Consider the following 17,002-nt stretch of genomic DNA (forward strand, 5'->3'; position numbering starts at 1 on the left):
ACCCATAACGGGTGAAGATCGCGTATGTCGCAGATCACTTCTGTTCTGGATCAATTCGGACAATCCACTGCGCGGTCGACAGACGGGCGGCGGCGGCCGATGATCCGCGCAGGGCGCGCACGACAGGCAGAGGCAGCCGTGACCAGGGGCGATGGCCGCGGCATGTGTCCGGGACGCGGCAAACCGGCTCTGCACGCAGTTCCGGCGAGCGGGCATAGGGCCGGGAGCGAAGGTGCCGCATGCGACACCCTGGCCAGATGGCAGAGAGCGACCGGGAACGCGCGGTGCGACAGCGCATGGCCAGACCCGGCACCTGCTCGACGAACGTCGTGCCCGCCCGAAGCACCGCTGAGCAGCGTCGGCGACGCCTTCCCCCGGGGCGAGCCGCCCCACACGGACTGGCACGGCCCACCAGGCAGGCTCCTGGCCCCCCAGGTCAGGAGCCGGACGCGCCACTCACACGCCGACCGCGCACCGGTGTCCCTCGCGGCCGCTGAACTCCGCCGCGCACCGGCCGTTGTGACGCTCCCCGGCGGCATCGACCGCGGGTGGTCCTCCCGGTCCCGGCCATACCTTCGGGGAGCCGCTGCCGTTCTCGGTCCCTGAGGGCCGCGCCCCGTACGCGCGCGGGATCAGCGGGGTTCATGACCGCAGTCGGCTGCGGGCAGGACCAGGCGGAAGGTGCAGCCGCGGCCCGGGGCCGTTTCGAGTTCGAGGCGGCCGCCGTGGCCTTCGGCGATGGTCGCGGCGATGGCCAGGCCGAGGCCACTGCCGCCGTGGATGCGAGAGCGGGCGGGATCGGCACGGTAGAAGCGCTCGAAGACGAGCTCGGCGTCGACGGGTTCGAGGCCCGGCCCTTCGTCCGCCACCTCGATCACGCTGATCGGCAGGCGCTCCGGCAGGGGCGGTGAGGCAGTGGTGCGTCCGGGCCGGTCCGTGCCGCCGGTTCCGGGCCCCGCCTCAGTCGTGCCGACGCGGACGTGGACGCGGGTGCCGGGCGGGGTGTGGATGCGGGCGTTGGAGAGCAGGTTCTCGAGGATCTGCCGCAACCGGTGTGGGTCGCCGAGGGTCTCCGCGACATCGAGTTCCTCGGCACCGGTGGGATCCGCGGGGGTGTGCAGCGGGCCGAGGTCGACGGGGTGGGACGCACTGTGGACGGCGGTCGCGGTGACGGCATCAGCCGCCAGGGACAACAGGTCGACCCGTTCCCTCCGGTAGGAGGGTTCCCTGTCCAGGGTGGCGAGGAGTTGGAGGTCGTCGACGAGCAGGCTCATGCGTTCCGCGTTCTGCGCGATGAACCGGTTTGCCTCCTGTAGTTCCCGAGCCGGGCGTTGCTCGGGGCGCAGTGCGAGCTGGGCGAAGCCCTGGATGGCCGTGAGCGGGGTGCGCAGTTCGTGCCCCGCGTCGGCGACGAACCGACGCATCCGGGCCTCGGAGGCCTCGCGGGCCAGCAATGCCTTCTGGAGGCGGTCGAGCATGGAGTTCAGGACCCGGCCGAGCCGTCCGATCTCGGTGCGCGGATCGGTATCGGGCAACCGCAGGTCGAGCCAGCCGGCGGTGATGTCCTGGGCGGTGCTTTCCATCCTGGTCAGGGGCATCAGGCCGAGCCGGACCACCCACCGGCCCAGGGCGAGCAGGGCGACGATCGTGACGGTAAGCAGGACGGCGTTCAGCCACAGGATCTTCGAGGCGGCGCCGTCGACGGTGTCGAGCGGCAGGGTGACCACCGCCTTCATACCCTCCGGGCCGGGGTTGAGCAGCACTCGCCAGCGACCGCCACCGCTCATGGCGGGCACGGTTTCCGGATGCCCGTCCCGCAGACCGAGGTTCTGCACGTCGTCGGCCAACTGCGGACCTGGCTTTCTTTCGGAGCCCAGGGAGTCGCTCAGACGGTGCCCGGAGGCGTCGTAGAAGTAGACGTGGAAGTCCGAGGGCAGCACGTCCGGGTGTTCCCCCGGCGCCGGGAGTCTCCCGTCGAGAGAGTCGTAGAAGGCCGGTGCCGGCGGGTGGAACTCGACGAGCTGCTCGTCGACGCGGTCCAGCAGCCAGGATCGCAGCACCACGTAGCCGATGGCCTGTGAGGCCAGGACGGCCGCGGTGGCGAGGACGGTGACGCCGAGGACAAGCCGTCGTCTCAGTGATCCGGGCGGCCGGGTCAGGAGGCGGATCACTGCTCCGGCGCCCCTCCGTGGTCGCGGGGAAGACGGAGGCTGTAGCCGACGCCGCGCACGGTCTGGATGAGCGGTGGACCGAAGCAGTCGATCTTCTTGCGCAGGTAGCGGATGTACGTCTCGATGATCCGGACGTCGCCCGCGAAGTCGTAGCTCCAGACGTGGCCGAGAATCTGGGTCTTGCTCACCACCTGCCCGGCGTTCGCCAGGAGGTAGGCCAGGAGCTTGAACTCGGTCGGCGACAGTGCGATGTACTGCCCCGCGCGGTGCACTTCGTGAGCGCCCTCGTCGAGTTCCAGATCGGCGTAGCTCAGGACGCGCGGCGGGGTCTGCGCTGTGATGGCCGGCGCCGTCCGGCGCAGGATGGCCTCGATGCGCAGCAGCACCTCCTCGATGTTGAAGGGTTTGGAGACGTAGTCGTCTCCGCCGGCGCTCAGGCCTCTGATGCGGTCGTCGGTGCCGGTGCGGGCGGTCAGGAACAGGATCGGACAGTCGTTGCCCGCCGCCCGCAGTCTGCGGGTCACTTCGAAGCCGTCCAGATCGGGCAGCATCACGTCGAGCAGCACCAGGTGCGGTTCCAGGCGTTCGACCTCCAGGAGGGCCGACTGTCCGGTGTCGGTGCTGCTCACCTCGTATCCGGTCAGGCGAAGCGTCGCCTCCAGCAGGGTGCGGATGCTGGGCTCGTCCTCGACCACGAGGAGCCGGTACCGCGGCCTCGCAGCTGCGGGCTGATCGGTCATGGCGTTCTGCTGGTCCGTTCTGCCGTCTGGCGGCGCTCGCTCCGGCCCGGGTTACTTCGCGGCGCAGTCGTAGAGCACGTTGCCTCCCATGAATCCCGCCGCACCGTCGTCGTCCGTCTGGGAGGACGTGGCACCGTACGACGACTCCGGAACCTTCGTGCAGTTGTCGGCGATCCAGTCGGAGCGCTGCTCGGCGTATCCGCCCGACATGCCCGGCCCGCCGCGGTTGGTGTCGGAACCCAGGATGTAGCGTAGTTCGCCGTTCTTGGTCCACTCCTCCAACCGGACCACCGACGGCGCGTTGTCGCTGTTCGTGAAGCCGCCCATCCCGATGACGGTCTCGTCGGTGCCGAGGATGAAGGCGCTGGCGGACAGGGCGCCCCCCTCGACGGCGAGCTTGACGCGTGCGTCGGGGGCGTGCTCGACGGCGTACTGAAGAATCTTGCGCTGGTCAGCGGTGAGTTCCCCGCCGCCGAAGCCGCCGCGCCCGCCCGGGGAACCCCCCGAGCCGCCACCGGGCGCACCGCTCGCTCCCTCCGTGGGCATGCCGGGAGGCATTCCGGAAGGCATCCCTGAAGGCATCCCGCCGGACGAGGGTTCATCGGACCGGTCCGAGGACCCGTCAGCGCCGGGGAGTCCCGGCATGTTCGACGGCATCCCGGACGGCATGCCCGACGGAAGCCCTCCGCCGTTCCCGCCCGGCCTGGGCATGCCGCCGCCTCCGCCGAAGCCGAGCGTCTGCGGACCGGCCGTCGGGTTGGAGCCGCCCATGTTGGTGGTGCCGGGCACGCTCACCGCCCAGGCTCCCGGGGCCACCAGAACCGACGCGACCGCCGCGCCCACGGCCGCCGTCAGCAGTCGACCGTACCGTCGGGACAGCACCAGCAGGACGACGGCGACACAGCCCGTGATCAGCACCGGCCACACCAGCCAGCCGTTCCAGTCGGGTTCGCGGCGGACCAGCACCACCGCCCAGGTCACGCTCACCACGACCCCCGCCACACCGACCGGGGGCGCCCAGCGCAGACCCGCACGGTGCGCGCGGACCAGGCCGGCCGTCAGCCCGCCGCACAAGGCGGCGATGGCCGGAGCGAGTTGAGTGGTGTAGTAGGGGTGGAAGATGCCCTTCTGAGTCGAGAACACGGCAGCGCAGACCACCAGCCAGGTTCCCCACAGCAGCCAGCCGGAGGAGGGCAGCAGCGCGGAGGCGGGCGACTTCCCGCGTCGGTGCAGTACCGCCACCGCGACGGCGACGGCCAGAGCCAGCGCGCAGAGGGGCAGCAGCCAGCTGATCTGACCGCCCACCTGTGTGTCGAACATCCGGCCAAGGCCGGGCGCACCGCCGAACCCGCCCGCGAACCCGCCTCCGCCCCCCATGCCCTGGGGTGCACCGTCACTGGAGCCGAAGACCCGTCCCAGCCCGTTGTAGCCGATCACGAGGTCCCAGGCCGAGCCGTCCGTGCTGCCGCCGATGTACGGACGGTCGCCGGGCCACAGGGCGACCAGGGCGACCCACCACAAGGAGGACGCCGCCAGGATGGCTCCCGCGCCCAGCAGACGCCGCACACGCGGTATCCAGGCGCCGCTTCCTCCCACGAGCCAGGCGACGGCGAACGCGGGAACGACCATCCAGGCGGCGAGCATTTTGGTGAGGAATCCGCACCCGATCAGGAAGCCGCTCGCGCACAGCCACCGGGTCGCGGCCCTGCCCTCCGTCTGCAGCGCGCGGGTGAGCGCGTACGCCGCGGACACCAGCAGCAGGACCAGCAGGGTATCGGGGTTGTTGTCCCGGTTGATGGCCACCGTGATGGGGGTGAGTGTCAGCACCAGGGCCGCGACCAGGCCCGCCGCCTCCCCCGCCCAACGGCGCACGGTGCGGTGCAGGACGAGGACCGCGGCCACGCCCTCGATCACCTGCGGCAGGAGCAGTGCCCAACCGTGCATCCCGAAGATCTTGCTGCTGATCACCTGTGGCCACAGGGCGGCCGGCGGCTTGTCGACCGTGACCACGCCCGCCGGGTCGAAGGAGCCGAAGAGGAAGTGGGTCCAGCTCGTCCCCATCGATTTCACAGCCGCCGAGTAGTAGCTGTTGCCCCAGCCGAGGGAGCCCAGTGCCCATCCGTACAGGACGGTCGCGAGCACGAGGACTGCGCCGAGTGCCGCGGAGGGAGCCCAGGTCGGCAACGAGCGGGCGGACGGACCCGTCCGGTCGGGTGCCGGGGTCGCCGATACGGACTGGAGGTGTGCGGAGTTGCTCATGTCGGGATTCGCTCTCGTCAGCGGGTACGGCCGCGGGGGCCGACGAAGACTGCCAGCCGCAGGGCGACGAAGCGCACGCCGGTGACGGCGACGGACGCCGCGGCGAGGACCGCGGTCTCGGCGGCCGGTGAGGCACCGGGTTCGAGCCACGTGAACCCCAGCACCGCCCCGGAGGTGACCAGGTAGCCGAGGACGAACAGGCCCCCGGCACCGAGGTGGGCACGGGCGGGCGGAGTGGTGGAGTGCCGGAAGGTGAGACGCCGGTTCGCCTCGGTGTTGAGGACGGTGAGGACGGACAGTGAGATCAGGTTGGCGACGGCCGGCGTCCACCACCCGCGCAGCAGCCAGTACAGCAGGGCCTGCCCGACCGTGGAGAGGACGCCGATCGCGATGAAGCAGCCGACCTCCCACGACAGCACGGCACGTCCCGTGGGGGGTGCGAGGACGGCGTCGGGGTGCTCGGCGGCCGGTGCGGGGCGCGGTCGTATGTCGACGCGGGCATCGCCGGAGGCCTTGAGGCGCGCCATACGCCACAGGCCCCGCAGGTCGTCCGTGGCGGTGCTCACCACGTCCACCCGGGTGTCGACGTCCTCGACCCAGTCGACCGGGACCTCGTGGACGCGCAGTCCATTGTGCTCGGCGAGCAGGAGCAACTCGGTGTCGAAGAACCACGCGTCGTCGCGGGTCACCTTCAGCAGCGGCCGGAGCACCTCGGTGCGGGCCGCCTTGAACCCGCACTGGGCGTCGGTGAAGCGGACGCCATGGGTGAGCCGGATGATGCCGTTGTAACAACGGGAGATGAACTCGCGCCGCGGCCCGCGCACCGTACGCGCGCCGGGCGCCAGCCGGGATCCGATCGCAATGTCGGAATGACCGCTGGCCAGCGGGGCGACCAACGGGAGCAGCCCGTCGAGGCCGGTGGACAGGTCCACGTCCATGTACGCGACGATGTCCGCGTCGCTGGCGCCCCAGACGGTGCGCAGAGCCAGCCCACGGCCCTTGCGGTCCAGGCGGACGACGCCTATCCCGGGCAGTTCGTCGGCGAGGCGGCCGGCGGTGGCGAGGGTCTCGTCGGTGCTGGCGTTGTCGACGACGGTGATCCGCCAGGGGAACGGGAAACCCTCGGACAGACGTGCGTGGAGGGTGCGCAGGCATCCGGGCAGGGCGCGTTCCTCGTTGTAGACCGGCACGACGATGTCCACCGTCGTGGTCCCGGCGTCCGGGAGAAGCGCACGGTCGACCGGCTGGAACGGGGCAGGCAGCTCCGTGCGGGCGGCGAGTCGGGTGAGGTGGGGGGTGGGAGTCATGGCTTCCTCAGGCATGAGGGGACGGCAGACTGCGGCTCACAGGCCCTGGTCCAGGACCGCGGCCTCACTGTCGCCGCCCCGCCTGTGGGGGTGGGGGGAGAACACCGAGAACTGACGGGTAGTCAGATCAATGGCCGAAAGCGTTCCCACGCTTCACGGTGAGCTCGGCCGCATCACCGCGTTGCGGAGTTCACCGACGCCTTTGATCACACTGATCACATGCGTTCCGGGCCTTGGTGGCACCTCGCGTGCACGGCTGGAACCCGCTCCGGCCGGCGTCCCGGTCGTGATGAGATCGCCGGGCAGCAGGGTGACGGCGCCACTGACGTGCGCGACGACGGTGGCGACGTCGAAGATCAGTTCCGAGGTGTTCGCCTTCTGCGTGACGCGCCCGTCGACGAGACAGCTCATCGTCAGGCCGCGACCGCCGATCGGCGCATCGTCGGTGGTGGTCATGACGGGCCCCGTCGCGGTGGCGACGGCGACCGACGGGCTGCCCTCCGGGCGGTCCCGCACAGCGACGTGGTTGACCACCGTGTAGCCCGCGACATGGCTCAGGGCCGATCGGGCCGTCACCTGCCTGGTCTTTCGCCCGATCACCACCCCGAGCTCCACACCCCAGTGCACCTCCCGTCCCTCGGCCGGCAGGCAGATGTCGTCGTCGGCACCCACGACGACATGACCGCCGTTCCGCACGGAGAACTCCGGCACGGCGGGGACGAGATACCCCAGCTCCCTTGCCCGGACGGTGTAGTTGGGGCCGACGGCGACTATCCTGCCCGGCCGGACGATCAGTGGTGCGTAGGACATGTCGTTCAGACTTTGACGCTCACCGGTATCAGCCCCGGCCCGGTCCCTCCAGTCGTCGCCGGACGCGATCAGCGCCCCGACGTCCGGGTAGGGCAGCAGCACGCAGTGCCTCTTCTCCAGACGTGCGGCGGCCGTACGGTCTCGTCCCAGTCGTACGGTGCTGAGTTTCACAGGTGAAAACCTTCAGTAGTGGTGAGGGCTTTGTCGGGAAGGGGTCATCCGCCGACGCGGGAAGCCGGGGCGGACGGCAACGGACGGGCCCGTCCTTCGAGGTGCGCCGTGGATGCGGCAGTGGGCCGGTTCGGCAGAAGCAAGCGGAATGTGCAGCCGCCCCCCGGCCGGGTGTCGAGCTCCAGACGCCCGCCATTGGCCTCCGCGGCCTGGGAGGCGATCGCCAGTCCCAGACCGGAACCGGCCGCGGCGGGCGGGGCGGAACCGGCGCGGTAGAAGCGTTCGAACACTCGCCGCGCGTCCGACGCGGCGAGGCCGGTCCCTCCATCGGTCACCTCGATGGCACAGGCGAGAGTGCCAGGGGCCAGGGGCGGATTGGCGCTGGTACGGCCGGGCACATCCGTGCCGTAACCGTTCGTGCGGATGCGGAGGGCGCCGACGCGCACCCGGACCCGTGTCCCCGGCGGGGTGTGGACACACGCATTGGTGAGCAGGTTCGACAGGATCTGCGTCAGCTGATGCGGATCACCGAAGGCATCGACGACGTCCAGTTCGGCCTCGTCGGGATCGCCCTCGGTGTCGGCGAGGGCACCCAGGCCGATGCTGCGATCGGGGTACTGCACGGCGACGGCTGCGATGCTGTCCGCGGCCAGGGACAGCAGGTCGACGGGCTGCCACTGCGTGGCGGGCACGTCCCCCAGCTTGGCCAGCTGGGACAGGCTGTCGACGAGACGGCTCATCCGTTCCGCGTTCCGTACGATCAGCTGCTGCGCCTCTTGGCGTCGCTGCGGACTCATCTCCGGCTCCTGGACGAGGAGTTCAGCGAAACCCTGCAAGGAGGTGAGAGGCGTGCGCAGTTCATGACCGGCGTCCGCCAGAAAGTGGCGCAGGCGCTGCTCGGACGCCTCGGCGCGGTGCAACGCGGCGCGCAGCCGGTCGAGCATGGTGTTCAGGGCACGGCTGAGGTGGCCGACCTCGGTGACCACATGCCGGTCCGCAACACTCAGCTGCAACTCGCCGTCGGCGATGCGCCGGGCGGTGCGCTCGACCCCGGCCAGCGGCCGCAGCCCCACTCGCACGACGAGGCTGCCGAAGAGGATGACGCCGGCGGCGACGGCCACCCCCACGGCGAGGCTGAACCACAGCATCCTGGCGGTCGCCTCGTCCACCTCTTTCAGGGGCAGCGCCACCACGACCCTGGTGTCGTCGGCGCCGGACCGGGCGATCACCCGCCAGGTGCTGCCGCCGTCGGTCGCGGCGACCGTGGCGGGTCGGCCGTCCCGCAGGCCGAGTGCCGACTCCGACCGGGGTAGCCGTGGCCCGGCACCGCCCGCGTCGCCACTCAGTGATCCGGCCAGTCTGTGTCCGTCACCGTCGTAGAAGTACACCCGGTAGTCCGAGGGAAGGGTGACGTTCCTTGTGGTCACCTCTGCGGTCGTCCGCCCGTCGGGCCAGTCCGGGGAGAGCTGGGCCACCGGCTGGAAACGGCCGAGCCGACCGTCGACCTGGTCCGTGAGCCAGGTGTGCAGCACGGCGAGCCCCGCCGCCTGGCAGAGCAGAACCGCCGACGTGGCCAGCAAAGTGGCGCCGAGAACCAGCCGTGCCCGCAAAGAGCGCGGTTTCAGCCGCCCCAGCCGCTGCCTCACAGCGCCGCCGCTCCCGATCCGGGGCGGGAGGCCCGCAGACAGTAGCCGACGCCGCGGATGGTCTGGATGAGCTGCGGCTCGAACCGGTCTATCTTGCGCCGCAGATTGCGTACGTATGTATCGACGATGCGGGCGTCTCCCGCGAAGTCGTAGTGCCAGACCTCGGACAGGATCTCCTTCTTGCCCACGACACGTTCCGGCTGTGCCAGCAGGCAGACCAGCAGCCGGAACTCGGTGGGCGACAGCTGGATCGGCCGGCCCGCCCGCCACACCTCGTGGGTCTGCTCGTCCAGGACCAGATCGGCGTACCGCAGGGGCGGCCGCCTGGCCCCGCCGCCCGGTGGCATGTCACTGCGCCGCAGGATCGCGCGGATGCGCAGCAGTACCTCTTGCACATGGAAGGGCTTGGTGACGTAGTCGTCCCCGCCGGAGCTGAGGCCGATGATGCGGTCCTCGACGTCGGTGCGGGCCGTCAGGAACAGTACGGGTGTATAGACGCCCTCCGCGCGCAGGTGCCGGGTCACCGAGAAGCCGTCGATGTCCGGGAGACCCACGTCCAGCAGGATCAGATCCGGTTGGCGGCGGCCCGCCTCGAACATGGCCGTCTGCCCGGTGTCGGCGGTGTTCACCGCGTATCCGGCGGCGTGGAGAGCGGACGTGAGCAGGGTGCGGATGCTGGGGTCGTCCTCGACCACGAGCACGTTGTGTCTGGGCGGCACGGGCACTGACGGCGCGACGGGCATGCAGTTTCCTTCGTTGGTGCGGGGCTCGGATTTCACCGAACGCCCCGGGCGGCGTCCCACGGGGGAACTGCCGGCCGGGGCGCCGAAGATCAGCCGGTCACCTCCTTGTTCTTGCTCAGCGCCTCAGTGCGCTCGGTGACCGTCTTGCGCAGCTTCTCGACGGCGGCGTCCAGCTCTTTCCCGTCGGCACCGGCCTTCCCCGCCTGTTCGGCGATGTCATCCAGCGCCTTCAGAGCGCTCCCGGAGCCGTAGAACTTCTCGTACAGCTCCTTGTAGGCCTTCTTGTGGACGGGATCGAAGGTGTCCGATTCCAGGAAGCGTTCCTTCAAGGGGTGGCCCATGAAGCTGCCACGCCCGCCGCCCTCGCCTTGACCGCCCGGCATCCCCGACGGCATACCCTCCGGCACGCCTTCCGGCATCCCCGACGGCATACCCTCCGGCACGTCCCCCGGCATCCCGGACGGCGCTCCAGAGGGGACGTTCTGAGCCTCCTGACCAGCTGAGCCCTGCCCGCCTTGGCCGCTCTGTCCGCCGGCAGCGCCCCCGCCGGCACCGAGAGCGCCGCCCATGCCCAAGTCGTCGTCCGGCCCAGAGGTCGCGTCGCCGCTGAAGGTGAGGTTGTAGTCCCACCCGAGGACCGAGAACCTCCCGGTGTCCAGGTCGTACCACAACAGGTAGTTCTTGCCCGGGCCGGCCATGTCGTCGAAGTTCATCAGCAGGTTCTGCGCGGCGAGGTACGTGGCCAGTGACCCGATGTCCACGTACTGGTCGAGTTCCTTCTCGAACTCCTCGTCCGATGCCTGGTTCGCCCACTTGATGAGCTTCATGACCGGCTCCAGGTCCTGGCTGCCGACCTTGTTGAGCTGTTCGAACGAGTTCTCGTAGTCGCTCGGGTCGTCACCCTTGTACTCGAAGCTGCCGCCGGCGCGCGCCTTGTACAGGACTCCGTTGCCGTCACCGATGGATCCGGCGTACTCCGTGTCCGGGCTCTCGACCATCAACCTGGTGGTGGACGGGCGGTTGTTGACCTGCACCGAGGTGAAGGCGTACCGCTCGTTCTTCTGGCCGGTGGTGTCCGTGAGACTCAGTGAGAGCGCCTCGTTCACCGGTACCTGGCCGTCGCTGCCGGGGCGCAGCGAGATCTCGCGCTCGCCCTGGTAGGCGCGGCCCTCGACGAACTCGTCCATCTTGATGAGCCACGGCAGTTCCTCCGGCTTCTTCTCGGAGAGGTCGTACTGCGTGATCCCGCCCATGGCACCACCGGCTCCGCCGGGACCGCCGCCGTCGGCCCGGCCACGGTCCCGGCTCCCCGTCCCGCCGTCCTGCGGCAGGTCCGGGACGCCCTGCGCGGCTCCTTCGGGCATGGTCCGGCCGCCACCGGGCATGCCCTGGCCGCTTCCGCGCAGGGACATCAGTGTGGAGTTGCCCTTGAGGCGGATCCCGACGTCTTCGAGGTAGACCCCGTCTAGGGTGAGGTCCGCCTCGATGTAGTCCTTGGTTCCGTCCTCGCGGAACTCCTTCATCATCTTGGTGAAGTCGGTCTGGTCGTAATCCAGTTGGATGGAGTGGGACACCGAGGTGTCGTACAGGTCGACCGTGCCTTCGACGTTCTCCGTGATGGTGTCCGCCTCCACGCGGGAGGAGGAGGTGACGTACGGCGAGATGCGGGCGTCGCCGAAGAAGTAGACCATCACCGCCAGTCCGGCGCACAAGGCTCCGGCCGGCTTCCAGTGGTGCCGCAACCGTACGGGGATCCGGTCCCGAAGCCGCCGTCGCCGAGGGGCCACCTCGTTGCTCGCGGGCATCACAGGTCGGTCGAGTCGTATCCGGTCAGGACAGTCACCCGCTGGCCCGAGGTACGCTCCTGGAGCGCGGTCACGAGATCACTGGGCTCGGTGCCCTTCTTCATGCGAACCGTGTAGAACACCTCGTTCAGCGCGCCGCCGCGGATCGTCTCGGTGCTCACCAACTCGAACTCGGTGGTGTACCGGATGAGGACGTCGCGGATGGCCGGCGAGTAGTCCTCGCCCGCGGGGACCTGGACCTTGACGACCTGACGCTGGACGTTCAGGGCGAACCAGTTGAACTTGAACATCACGACGACGACCACGCAGATCACGACGGCAGCGACAGCCGCGAGGGTGTAGAAGCGGGCTCCGCAGGCCATGCCGATCGCCATCGCCATGAAGACGAAGCCGACGTCCCTGGTCTCCTTGATGGCGTTCCGGAACCGGATCACCGACAGGGCTCCGACGAGTGAGAACGCCCGGGCGAGATTGGACCCGACCACCAGCATGATCAACGCGACGACCATGCCGACGATGATCAGGGTCTGGACGTAGGACTGGCTGTAGGAGACGTTGCGGTGCGTGTACCTGTACACATGGCCGATCAACGTGCTCAGGACGAACGACAGCGCCATGGCCACGACGACGTCGGTGACGCTGAACGTACCGCTCAGTTCCTGCAGTTCGAGGTTCACTGTGCTCCTGCTTTCAAGGGCGCGTGTGCGCCGGCTGCTGCTCCAGCAGTCGATGTAGGGGTGGGGGTGAGAGGCGGCAGCCACTCCCCCTCGGGGATGTGGAAGACGGACCGGGGTGCCATGCCGAACGCCTCGATGGACTGCACGTACTTGGAGACCCGGATGAGATTGAGATTCCGGCGGGCGGCCAGGTCGGTGATCCAGTACGGCGTGCGTTCATTGACCTTGATCTCCATCACCGACAGGTGCGGCGGGATGGTGAAGCGGTTCTCCGGGCTCGGCGTGCCGAAGTGGAAGTCCCGGTCCCGGCCGCGGATGCGGCGGTCGAAGGTCACCCGCAGTCCGGTGTCCGCGGCGCGGCCGACCAGGGCCTCACGCTGGTAACCGGTGATCGCGGTGGGCTGCAGGTTCAGCCGTACGACGAGGTCCAGCACCTCCTGGATGAAGGCGCTCTCCCTGGCCGAGTGCTCCACCATCTCCCGGTTGTCGCACAATCGGCGGGCGACACCGTACGGAAGGGTGATGCGGCGCTTCTGAGTGACTCGGTTGACGCGTTGCTTGATCTCCACGCACACCGGGGACTCGTCGGTGATTCCCTCCAGGTTCCCGTAGTGGCGGATGCGCAGCTTTCGCCGGAACTTCAGACCCTCGATCTTCTCCCAGTAGAAGCGCAGTTGCGGGGTGTCGTAGTACAGACTCCACACCCCGTAACCGCCGACCGGGCTGTTCAGATCCCGGTCCATCCGCTCGGCCAGCTCGTCCCGGATGTCGGCCGCCTCCTCGACCGGCACGAGGTACTTCAGCTCGAACCGATTGAACGCGTGCAACCTGCTGGCCACGTGCAACGGCTGATCCTCCGCCAGGTCTCGGTCCTCCGCCAGGTCTCGGTCCTCCTCCCGGCTCGGGGACTCCCGCTGTGTGGTCACCGGTAGCGCCACCATGCGCCTCCTTCGTCGTACGGCCCGATCGGGCGGCACAGCACACGAAACCGGCGGGACGTGAGAAGCTGCTGAGAATTGCGGGGTAATTCCAGGAGTATTTGAGATGGCCAAGAAGTGAACTGCTCGCGTTGACAAGCGGTCGCCGCCCCCTGCCGCACTGGAGGGGGCCCGTCAGCGCGGCGAGCCCCGCAGGGCGGCGCGGCCGGCTGCGACCTGTCCGTCCGGCCTGGACTGGCCGGGACGCGATCCGGCGGGCACCGACCGACTCAGAGCTCCGAACAAAAGTGGAGTCCGATCAGCTCGCGGCTTCTGGTGCGTGCGATCGCAAGGCGCCGGAAGCTCCTTGTAGCGGGGCTACCAGGGGCTTTCGGCAACGCGGCGAGCGTGCGTGCCAGGCGTCGCGAGCCGGGCTCCACTCTTGTTCGGAGCTCTTAGGACGCCTCCCCCGACGACAAGGGAGTTTCTTGTCGTCGGGGGCATCGCCCCCGTCATCCGAACAGTTGCGCCGCTCGAGAGCTCATTCTGCGGGACGACATCCCGCGCGGCGGGCTACCGCGGTGCGGTCAGGGCGGTGCCCGCGCCGAACCGCCACCAGTTCATGTTGAGCAGATAGCCGCTGCCACCGGTGAACCGCAGGTAGAGATCCCGGGTTCCCGTGGCGCCGGCGACCGGGCAGTTCACCGTCGTCCAGGTCTGCCAGCCTCCGGTGCCCGGCACACCGCACCGGCCCACGACCGTCCCGCTCGGGGAGTCCAGACGCAGTTCGACGGTGCCGCCGGCGCTGCCCGAGGCCACGCGCGCGGTGAACGAGGAGGCGCCCGACCCGAAGGCGACGCCCTTGACCTTGATGTAGTCAGCGTTGTCGATCCAGCCGACGTTCATTCCGCCTTCCCCGGCCGGTTCGGTTTCGATCCCGGAACCCCAGGCGATCGTCTCGGCCTCCTGGCGCACGTACGGGTTGAGCGTGCCGACCTGGGGAGCGCCCGCGTTCGTCATGGTGATCGTCGGGATCGTGCCGTCGGTGTTGTAGGAGAACCTCTCCACGGCGACGGAGCGGGTGAAGCCGCCACCGCCCGGGAGTGCGCCGTTGTGGTAGAAGAAGTAGGAGTTGCCCTTGAAATCGACGAGACCCGGGTGGTTGGTGAAGCTGCTGCCCTGGGTGGGCATGACCGTCCCGCGGTAGGTCCAGGGCCCGGTCGGGCCGGGCGCCGTGGAGTAGGCGATGAACTCCGAGCAGCACTTGGCCGCGAACACCAGGTAGTACAGCGCGTTCCGCTTGTAGACCCAGGGGCCTTCCTCGTACAGCGTGGGCCGGTTGGGGTCGCCGGTGCGGGTGCCGAACCCGGCGGTGGTGAGGGGGATCCTGGTGGGGCTGCCCGAGTAGGAGGTCATGTCGGCGTTCAGCCTGACGTACCACAGGTTCGGGTTGCCCCAGTAAAGGTAGGCCTGGCCGTCGTCGTCGATGAAGACGGTCGGGTCGATCTCGCCGTTCTCCACCAGTGGGTGGCCGAGGGCGTCCCGGAACGGGCCGGTGGGGCTGTCCGAGACCGCCACCCCGATGGCCATCCGGCCGGTCGCCCGGTTCTTCACCGGCACGTACCAGTAGAACCGGCCGTTGCGCTGCACGGCCTGTCCGGCCCACGCGTCGGCGGACGCCCAGCTGAAGGTGGCCAGGCTGAGCGGTGAGCCGTGGTCGGTCCAGTTGACCATGTCGGCCGAGGACCACACCCGCCAGTCCTTCATGGTGAAGTAGGTGGAGCCGTCCTCGTCGTGCCCGGTGTAGAGGTAGACCCGTCCGTCATGGACCAGCGGGGCCGGGTCCGCGGTGTGGATGTGCTGCACGATGGGGTTGTCGGCCCGGGCCACGGGGAGTTGCACCGCGGCGGGGACGACCGAGAACGTGAGCACGAGGCCCACCACCCAGGCGACTGCCCGGGGCAGGCTCACGCCGGTGGCGGACAACGGCCGGACCTGGATCATCATGACCTCCGGGGGATGCCGTCTGGGGGTGTGAGCCGTCGGCGGTGGGCGCTCTCCCTCACGTGCGGGTCCACTTCTGACTGTTCTGGCCGTTGCAGCTCCACAGGACCAGAGGGGTCCCGTTGGCGGTGCCGGCCCCGTTGGCGTCGAGGCACAGCCCGGCGTGGACGTTGCGGATCGTTCCGTCGGAGCCGACGGTCCACTTCTGGTTGTTCTGGCCGTTGCAGGACCAGATGATGACCGGCGTGCCGTTGGTGGTGCCCTGGTTGGAGGCGTCCAGGCACTTGTCGCCGAAGACCCGGATCTCGCCTCCGGCCCAGGTGGTCCACAGCTGGTTGGCGGCCGTGTGGCAGTCCCAGATCAGCGTCTTCGTCCCGGCGGCGGTGGCGGCGTTGTCGACGTCCAGGCAGCGGCCGGACCCGGTGCCGCGCAGCCGCCCGGTGGTGGCGGCCAGCGGGCTGCCGCCGGAGACCTTGAACACGGCCACGCCGTGCGCGGGGACGCTCGCGGAGATCTGGCCGGACGTGCTCGACGTGCCGCCGGTCCACAGGTCGGTGAGGGTGAACGGCCCTCCGGTGAGGCCGACCTGCGCGGCCGTGGTGGTGACGGTCGTGGTGGCGCTCCCCCGGTTGAACAGGCCCACGGCGACCGAGCCGTCGGACAGGGGCTTGGCGAAGACCTCGGTACTGCCGTCGTCGCGGACGCGGCGTCCGCCCGCGCCCAGCGGGTCCTGGTTCACGGCCAGCAGGCGGGGGTTGCGCAGGATCGCGCTCACGTCGGCGGACATGGTGCGGATGTCGTTGCCGGCCATGAGGGGGGCCGAGAGCAGCGACCACAGGGCGAAGTGGGAGCGGGACTCGGTCAGTGACAGGCCGGGTCGGCCGACGACCAGCATGTCGGGGTCGTTCCAGTGCCCCGGGCCCGACTGCGCGGCCAGCGGCGCGGTGACGTCCAGGACGTTGCCGACGCCCATCGGGTAGCTGTTGGTGTTGCCGTTCTGCCAGATGTCGAGCAGGTCCTCGGTCGTGCGCCAAAGGTCGGCGACCTCGCCCCAGTTGTACTTGTCGCCGGTGGGGGCGTGGAAGCTGTTGGGGTTGATGCTGTAGACGATCGGGCGGCCGGTGGCGCGCAGGGCGTCGCGCATGAGGGTGAACTGCGTTATCTGCTCGTTGAGGGTGCCGCTGCCGGAGCACCAGTCGTACTTGAGGTAGTCCACGCCCCATGAGGCGAACGTGGCGGCGTCCTGGGCCTCGTGGCCCTTGCTGCCGGTGGCGCCCGGGTAGGTGCCCACGCCCTGGGCGCACGTTTTCTCGTTGGGCGCCTGGTAGATGCCGAACTTCAGTCCCTTGCCGTGGATGTAGTCCCCGAGCGCCTTCATGCCGCTGGGGAACTTGGTCGGGTTGGCCCGCAGGTTGCCCGCACTGTCGCGCTGCGGGTCGAACCAGCAGTCGTCGACGACGACATACCGGTAACCCGCGTCCTTCATGCCCGAGGACACCATCGCGTCGGCGGCCTGGCGCACCTGCGCCTCGGTGATCCCGCATCCGAAGCTGTTCCAGCTGTTCCACCCCAGCGGCGGGGTGAGCGCCGGGCTGCCCGGTGCGGCCGTGGCGGTGGACGGAGCGGAGGCCGTCACAGACGCGGCGACCGTCAGTGCGGCGGCCGCAACGGCACGGAGCAGTCGTCTGCCTGATCGTTTGGGCACCGGGGATCCTTTCGGGGAGGGCGCCGTGAGTGCCACGCATGTCAGGC

The 17,002-nt window shown here is 69.6% G+C and carries 12 protein-coding genes; all 12 read right to left on the minus strand.

Going from position 1 to position 17,002, the window contains the following annotated elements; translation table 11 throughout:
• Positions 1-632 precede the first annotated feature (632 nt).
• The 12 genes from AC067N_RS25760 to AC067N_RS25815 all read right to left on the minus strand — a co-directional run bounded on the left by AC067N_RS25760 (position 633) and on the right by AC067N_RS25815 (position 16,955).
• Complete coding sequence (locus AC067N_RS25760; RefSeq protein ID WP_478681246.1) at positions 633-2,171, minus strand: sensor histidine kinase; 1,539 nt, start codon at positions 2,169-2,171, stop codon at positions 633-635.
• Entirely contained in the window at positions 2,168-2,911 is a 744-nt protein-coding gene (locus AC067N_RS25765; protein ID WP_478681247.1) for a response regulator transcription factor, read from the minus strand. Before AC067N_RS25765 ends, AC067N_RS25760 begins: the two co-directional genes overlap by 4 nt.
• Positions 2,912-2,962: 51 nt before the next feature.
• Positions 2,963-5,170: an ArnT family glycosyltransferase gene (locus AC067N_RS25770; RefSeq protein ID WP_478681248.1), complete on the minus strand. Its 2,208-nt coding sequence runs from the start codon at positions 5,168-5,170 to the stop codon at positions 2,963-2,965.
• A 17-nt stretch (positions 5,171-5,187) separates the two neighbouring features.
• Positions 5,188-6,477: a bifunctional glycosyltransferase family 2/GtrA family protein gene (locus AC067N_RS25775; protein WP_478681249.1), complete on the minus strand. Its 1,290-nt coding sequence runs from the start codon at positions 6,475-6,477 to the stop codon at positions 5,188-5,190.
• A 153-nt stretch (positions 6,478-6,630) separates the two neighbouring features.
• Positions 6,631-7,458, minus strand: a complete 828-nt coding sequence (locus AC067N_RS25780) for a fumarylacetoacetate hydrolase family protein (RefSeq protein ID WP_478681250.1) — start codon at positions 7,456-7,458, stop codon at positions 6,631-6,633.
• A gap of 44 nt (positions 7,459-7,502) precedes the next feature.
• A complete protein-coding gene (locus AC067N_RS25785; RefSeq protein WP_478681251.1) occupies positions 7,503-9,104 on the minus strand; it encodes a sensor histidine kinase in 1,602 nt (533 codons plus the stop codon).
• Positions 9,101-9,847 carry a response regulator transcription factor gene (locus tag AC067N_RS25790; RefSeq protein WP_478681252.1) on the minus strand — a complete coding sequence of 249 codons (747 nt, stop codon included), beginning with the start codon at positions 9,845-9,847 and terminating at the stop codon, positions 9,101-9,103. The genes AC067N_RS25785 and AC067N_RS25790 overlap by 4 nt, the downstream gene beginning before the upstream one ends.
• An 89-nt stretch (positions 9,848-9,936) precedes the next feature.
• Positions 9,937-11,652 carry a CotH kinase family protein gene (locus AC067N_RS25795; RefSeq protein ID WP_478681253.1) on the minus strand — a complete coding sequence of 572 codons (1,716 nt, stop codon included), beginning with the start codon at positions 11,650-11,652 and terminating at the stop codon, positions 9,937-9,939.
• Positions 11,652-12,329, minus strand: a complete 678-nt coding sequence (locus AC067N_RS25800) for a DUF4956 domain-containing protein (protein ID WP_478681254.1) — start codon at positions 12,327-12,329, stop codon at positions 11,652-11,654. The genes AC067N_RS25795 and AC067N_RS25800 overlap by 1 nt, the downstream gene beginning before the upstream one ends.
• Positions 12,326-13,168 (minus strand): VTC domain-containing protein, encoded by an 843-nt coding sequence (locus AC067N_RS25805; RefSeq protein WP_478681378.1) that lies wholly within the window; start codon positions 13,166-13,168, stop codon positions 12,326-12,328. Before AC067N_RS25805 ends, AC067N_RS25800 begins: the two co-directional genes overlap by 4 nt.
• 651 nt (positions 13,169-13,819) lie before the next feature.
• Positions 13,820-15,250, minus strand: coding sequence for a glycoside hydrolase family 43 protein (locus AC067N_RS25810; protein ID WP_478681379.1), 1,431 nt, complete (start codon positions 15,248-15,250; stop codon positions 13,820-13,822).
• Between the two features lie 58 nt (positions 15,251-15,308).
• On the minus strand, positions 15,309-16,955 hold the full coding sequence (locus tag AC067N_RS25815) for a glycoside hydrolase family 27 protein (RefSeq protein ID WP_478681255.1): 1,647 nt from the start codon (positions 16,953-16,955) through the stop codon (positions 15,309-15,311).
• Positions 16,956-17,002 lie beyond the last annotated feature (47 nt).

This window comes from Streptomyces sp. NPDC042364 (assembly GCF_056437585.1).